At 44.7% G+C, this 5,216-nt stretch carries 5 protein-coding genes, 4 tRNA genes and 1 rRNA gene; 8 read left to right on the forward strand and 2 right to left on the reverse strand.

All coding sequences use genetic code 11. The features are described 5' to 3' along the window. The first annotated feature begins 71 nt into the window (after positions 1-71). The 3 genes from rrf (at position 72) to birA (ending at position 2,495) form a co-directional block, all read left to right on the forward strand. Positions 72-187, forward strand: a 5S ribosomal RNA gene (gene rrf / locus DDT52_RS20645). A gap of 314 nt (positions 188-501) precedes the next feature. After that, on the forward strand, positions 502-1,539 hold the full coding sequence (gene murB, locus DDT52_RS20650; protein ID WP_136157984.1) for a UDP-N-acetylmuramate dehydrogenase: 1,038 nt from the start codon (positions 502-504) through the stop codon (positions 1,537-1,539). After that, on the forward strand, positions 1,536-2,495 hold the full coding sequence (gene birA, locus DDT52_RS20655) for a bifunctional biotin--[acetyl-CoA-carboxylase] ligase/biotin operon repressor BirA (protein ID WP_136157982.1): 960 nt from the start codon (positions 1,536-1,538) through the stop codon (positions 2,493-2,495). The genes murB and birA overlap by 4 nt, the downstream gene beginning before the upstream one ends. 41 nt (positions 2,496-2,536) lie before the next feature. Here birA and coaA read toward each other — a convergent pair whose 3' ends face one another. Both coaA and DDT52_RS20665 read right to left on the reverse strand, forming a co-directional pair. Next, positions 2,537-3,487 (reverse strand): type I pantothenate kinase, encoded by a 951-nt coding sequence (coaA, locus tag DDT52_RS20660; RefSeq protein WP_109491539.1) that lies wholly within the window; start codon positions 3,485-3,487, stop codon positions 2,537-2,539. Positions 3,488-3,689: 202 nt separating this feature from the next. Further along, positions 3,690-4,238, reverse strand: coding sequence for a GNAT family N-acetyltransferase (locus tag DDT52_RS20665; protein WP_136157983.1), 549 nt, complete (start codon positions 4,236-4,238; stop codon positions 3,690-3,692). 329 nt (positions 4,239-4,567) lie between these two features. Between DDT52_RS20665 and DDT52_RS20670 the strand changes: the two genes are divergently transcribed. The 5 genes from DDT52_RS20670 to DDT52_RS21335 form a co-directional block, all read left to right on the forward strand. Further along, positions 4,568-4,643: transfer RNA gene (locus tag DDT52_RS20670), tRNA-Thr, on the forward strand. 15 nt (positions 4,644-4,658) lie between these two features. After that, positions 4,659-4,743: transfer RNA gene (locus DDT52_RS20675), tRNA-Tyr, on the forward strand. Between the two features lie 134 nt (positions 4,744-4,877). Further along, a tRNA-Gly gene (locus tag DDT52_RS20680) sits at positions 4,878-4,952 on the forward strand. A 6-nt stretch (positions 4,953-4,958) separates the two neighbouring features. Further along, positions 4,959-5,034, forward strand: a tRNA-Thr gene (locus tag DDT52_RS20685). Positions 5,035-5,140: 106 nt separating this feature from the next. Then, on the forward strand, positions 5,141-5,216 hold a 76-nt coding region (locus DDT52_RS21335; protein ID WP_010436276.1), incomplete at its 3' end, for a hypothetical protein.

A 5,216-nucleotide genomic window follows, 5' to 3' on the forward strand; every position in this document is an offset into this window, starting at 1 on the left:
TATTTTAGCTTGTTCAAAGATTGGTTCCGGTGGTTGTGTGAAAACATAACGGTTGGGATAAATAGAATTTGCCTGGCGGCGATAGCGCGGTGGTCCCACCTGACCCCATGCCGAACTCAGCAGTGAAACGCCGTAGCGCCGATGGTAGTGTGGGGTCTCCCCATGTGAGAGTAGGGAACTGCCAGGCATCAAATTAGTGAGAAGCCCTCGTCGAAAGACGGGGGCTTTTTGCGTTGTAGCCTCATTCGGGAGCGGGGCCTTGTTGGAGGAGCTACAGGCGCACTCGACCGGGGCTTTATGCATCGTCCACAAACTCAAACCAACGGTTTCACTTTATCTGAACTCAGGTCAGTAAGACGGGTTTCCCTGTTTTGTCGGTAATGAGCACTGATACCTGTTTTAGCCGCTGCCTTTGGTTATTTAGCCGCGTATAAAACAACGCTGATATCTGACTCTGATCGGGTAGACTATGAGGTATCTGAGTTAATGAGTATGAATGCGATGACGAATGGTGCCATATCACTAAAACCCTATAATTCCTTTTCATTATCGGTAGCTGCGTCATCCATCATTGTGGCTGATACGCAAGAACAGCTCGTCAATGGCTGGCAGGCAGCCAGGTCATTGCATAAGCCAGTTCTGTTGCTAGGTGAAGGGAGTAATGTTCTTTTCCTGGAAGACTTCGCCGGTACCGTTTTACTTAATCGACTTAAAGGTATTGTGGTAACGGACGATTGCGAAGGCTGGCATCTTCACGTCGGTGCTGGAGAAAATTGGCATTATTTGGTGGAGTATGCGCTTAAACGAGGTATTGCTGGTCTAGAGAATCTGGCGTTAATTCCTGGCTGTGTGGGATCTGCACCGATCCAGAACATTGGAGCTTACGGTATAGAACTTCAACATGTATGTGAATATGTTGATCTATTGGATCTTTCCAGGGGAACGGTACGACGTCTCAATGCAGCTGAATGTCAGTTCGCTTATCGCGAAAGCATATTTAAGCATCAATATCGTGACGGATTTGCTATCACGGCGGTAGGGTTTTATCTGAAGAAAGATTGGAGTCCAATATTAAATTATGGTGATTTGACGAAACTCGATCCTGCCACCGTAACACCACAACAAATCTTTGATTCAGTGTGCCATATGAGACGTAGCAAACTGCCCGATCCTGCTGTTACCGGTAATGCTGGTAGTTTCTTTAAGAACCCTGTTGTTATGCAGCAGCATGCTGAGCATATTCTAAAAGAATATCCGAATGCACCTCGCTACCCGCAGCCGGAAGGAAAGGTAAAACTTGCAGCAGGATGGCTGATTGATCAATGCCATTTAAAAGGTTTTCAAATGGGCGGCGCAGCGGTTCATAGCCAGCAGGCACTGGTTCTGATAAATAAAGATAATGCGGTAAGTATGGATATTATCGGTTTAGCACGCCATGTCCGCAGTGAAGTTGCCAATAAATTCAATGTTTGGCTCGAGCCTGAAGTTCGTTTTATTGCCGCACATGGAGAGGTAAATGCTGTCGAGGTATTGTCATGAGAGACATTAAAGTTCCTCTTAAGCTCATTCAAATTCTATCGGATGGTGAATTCTACTCAGGTGAATTCTTGGGTGAAATGATGGGGATGAGTCGGGCTGCCATTAATAAGCATATCCAGACGCTGCGAGATTGGGGAATTGATGTTTTTACGGTAACCGGAAAAGGATATTGTTTTCCTGCGCCGATGCAATTATTGGACGAGGAAAAGATTCTCAGTACCTTACCCGAAGGCGGGGTAACGGTTTTACCTGTCGTTGACTCGACAAATCAATATATTTTAGATCGGTTAAGTTCTTTAGCCTCCGGGGATGCTTGTATTGCTGAATATCAGCAAGCCGGACGTGGCCGAAGAGGGCGGAAATGGTTTTCTCCTTTTGGCGCTAATTTATACTTATCTTTGTATTGGCGCTTGGAGCAAGGGCCTGCAGCGGCAGTGGGCGTAAGTTTGGTGATTGGTATGGTGATGGCCGAAGTCTTACATAAGCTGGGAGCTGAGGGCGTTCGAGTAAAGTGGCCCAATGATTTGTATTTAAAGGATAGAAAACTGGCGGGAATTCTTGTTGAACTGATGGGAAAAACCGGGGATGCCGCCCATCTGGTTATTGGTGCCGGTATTAATTTACAAATGCGTGATCTAGTGGATAACGTGATTAATCAGGGATGGATCAATTTACAGGAAGCTGGAATTGCAATAGATCGTAATACGCTGGCAGCGAGTCTGATTTTAGAACTACGCTCGGCTCTGGCTACTTTTGAGCAGTATGGGCTAGAGTCTTTTATCTCCAATTGGGAGAAACTGGATAATTACTTCAATCGTCCGGTCAAATTGGTTATTGGCAATCGGGAAATACACGGTATTGACAGAGGTATCGATCGGCAAGGCGCTTTGTTACTGGAAAGTGACGGTAAATTAACGCCTTATATCGGTGGCGAGATTTCATTGCGCGGCGTTTAAAAAAGGGGGGATATATTATCCCCTCTTGGGTTTTCTGATATTTACTTTCTTAATCGTACATACTCTACAGCATGATTTGCACTCTTGGTCATAATAAGACTGGCTCTTTCACGTGTAGGAAGGATATTCTCTTTCAGATTAAGTCCATTAATATCTTGCCAAAGTTGTGAGGCAATTCCAATCGCTTCCTGTTCTGTCAATTTTGCATAATTATGGAAGTAGGAATTTGGATTTGAGAATGCACCTTGTCTGAATTTCAGAAAACGATTGATATACCATGTTTTTAAAAGCTCTTCTGGTGCATCAACGTAAATTGAGAAATCAACAAAATCAGAAACAAAAACTCTATGTGGATCATGTGGATAATCCATTCCACTTTGCAGTACGTTCAATCCTTCCAAAATTAAAATATCAGGTTGTTCCAGAACTTTGTTATTATCGGGAACGATGTCGTAGGTCAAATGTGAATAGGTTGGAGCAATGACTTCTGGAGCTCCTGATTTAATATCAGAAACAAATTTGACTAGGCTATGAATGTCGTAAGATTGCGGAAATCCCTTTTTCTTCATCAAATTACGATCTTTTAAAACTTTATTTGGATGAAGAAAACCATCGGTGGTAATTAGTTCAACGCTACGATGTTCTGGCCAGCGACTGAGTAATGCCTGCAATACACGTGCCGTGGTACTTTTCCCAACGGCGACACTGCCCGCAATACCAATAATATAAGGGATCCTTTGACCGTCGGTTCCCAGAAATTGCTCTAAAACTGCCTGACGGCGCAGGTTTGAGCTGATATAGAAATTAAGCAGGCGAGATAGAGGCAGATAGATCTCAGCGACCTCATCCAATGACAGATCTTCATTAATCCCTTTTAGCTTAACTATCTCTTCTTCTGTCAATGTCAATGGGACTGAATCACGTAAGGCTGCCCATTGAAGGCGATTAAACTGTAGATATGGCGTAGCCAAAGATTGCTCTCTATTTCTCATAAGTCTGATTCTGCCTGCTTATACAGGTAAGAAAGGGGACTTCAGCCCACCCAAGTTATAGCGCTAGCTCAACTCAGGCCGTAGAACCTTTCTTCGTATAGTAATTTTTGATTACAGGCAGGTTACCACTTTGCTGGTGAAAAAAAGAAGAGAAAATCAGCTTGATACTCAACGCCCCTTTTATAAGGGCATTGAGTAAGCATCAACTGGCTATGGCTCGACCTACATGATTCACAGCGAAGAGACGTTTATAGTAGATGGCGGTGGGGTGATAGTAGCCATCAGGTGTACAGGCATAATCTGGTAGTTCCCCCAGGTAGCGATACCCGAGAGTCCGGTAAAATGCTTCCGCTGGTGAGCCCGCCTGGGTGTCCAAATAAAGCAAGCCGCGTTGCTGGAGCAGTGCGGTTTTTTCCAGTACCTGCATCAATTGTCTGCCTACGCCCATTCTACGAGTGCGGCTATGTACCAATAATTTTTGAATCTCCGCCCGATTTTGCCCATTGGACTTTTGGCATAGTTCCAATTGTACGCTGCCGATCACACCTTCAAAATCGCGCGCTATCCATAGCATACGAGCACCTTTTGCGATAGAAGGCCGCAAACTATGAAAATAGCTCTCTGCTTCTTCATGTGACACTGGAGATTGATATCCAATAGATGCGCCTTTCGCCACGGCATCAACCAGTAAATCGGCAAGTTCTCCACGATAAACGGGTAATGTAGCAACATTGAGTGATACGATTTTCATAGGGCATCTCCTGAACGATGGATAGACACTTCTTAATAAAGCAATATTCATTCCAGGTTTTTGATGCATTAATTGCTTGAAATATGTCCGTTTAGCTTAAAAAACGCTTTTTCAAAGTGCAGGCGTTGCATTTTTGGTGCAGAGCATATGGCTGAAATTTGACCATGCGCGCTTTTGGGTTTTGTGAAATCTGGCGGTTCTTTGTGCGAATTCTTGATGGTATGGTGGATCCATGTTCAAATTTGGATAAAATCTAAGCGATAGTGCATTTTACGCAATTTTTTTGTTGCATAGGTCGTTCGGTCTACCTAGAATGCGCAGCACTTGATGCCGGCTTAGCTCAGTAGGTAGAGCAACTGACTTGTAATCAGTAGGTCGCCAGTTCGATTCCGGCAGCCGGCACCATCAAGTACACAATCAGGTGGGGTTCCCGAGCGGCCAAAGGGAGCAGACTGTAAATCTGCCGTCACAGACTTCGAAGGTTCGAATCCTTCCCCCACCACCAAATTCAATCCTGGTGACAGGATAAAATCGATACGGTATGTAACACTAGGCCGGATCGAAGAATGCGGGGTATATGAAAGCTTTATTCCCCAAGTTCAAAATCTACAGAGAAATCAGGTAGCCGAGTTCCAGGATGCGGGCATCGTATAATGGCTATTACCTCAGCCTTCCAAGCTGATGATGTGGGTTCGATTCCCACTGCCCGCTCCAAGATGTGCTGATATAGCTCAGTTGGTAGAGCGCACCCTTGGTAAGGGTGAGGTCGGCAGTTCGAATCTGCCTATCAGCACCACTTCTTTTTATTCCTCCTGATTTTCTTCTGTTAAAAAATTCAGCAAGCAACTGCTTGGTTGATGTGGTGATACCACCGATTTATCCGTGTCTTAGAGGGACAATCGATGTCTAAAGAAAAATTTGAACGTACAAAACCGCACGTTAACGTCGGTACTATCGGCCACGTTGACCATGGTAAAA

This window comes from Brenneria roseae subsp. roseae, from assembly GCF_003115845.1.
Classification (GTDB): domain Bacteria; phylum Pseudomonadota; class Gammaproteobacteria; order Enterobacterales; family Enterobacteriaceae; genus Brenneria; species Brenneria roseae.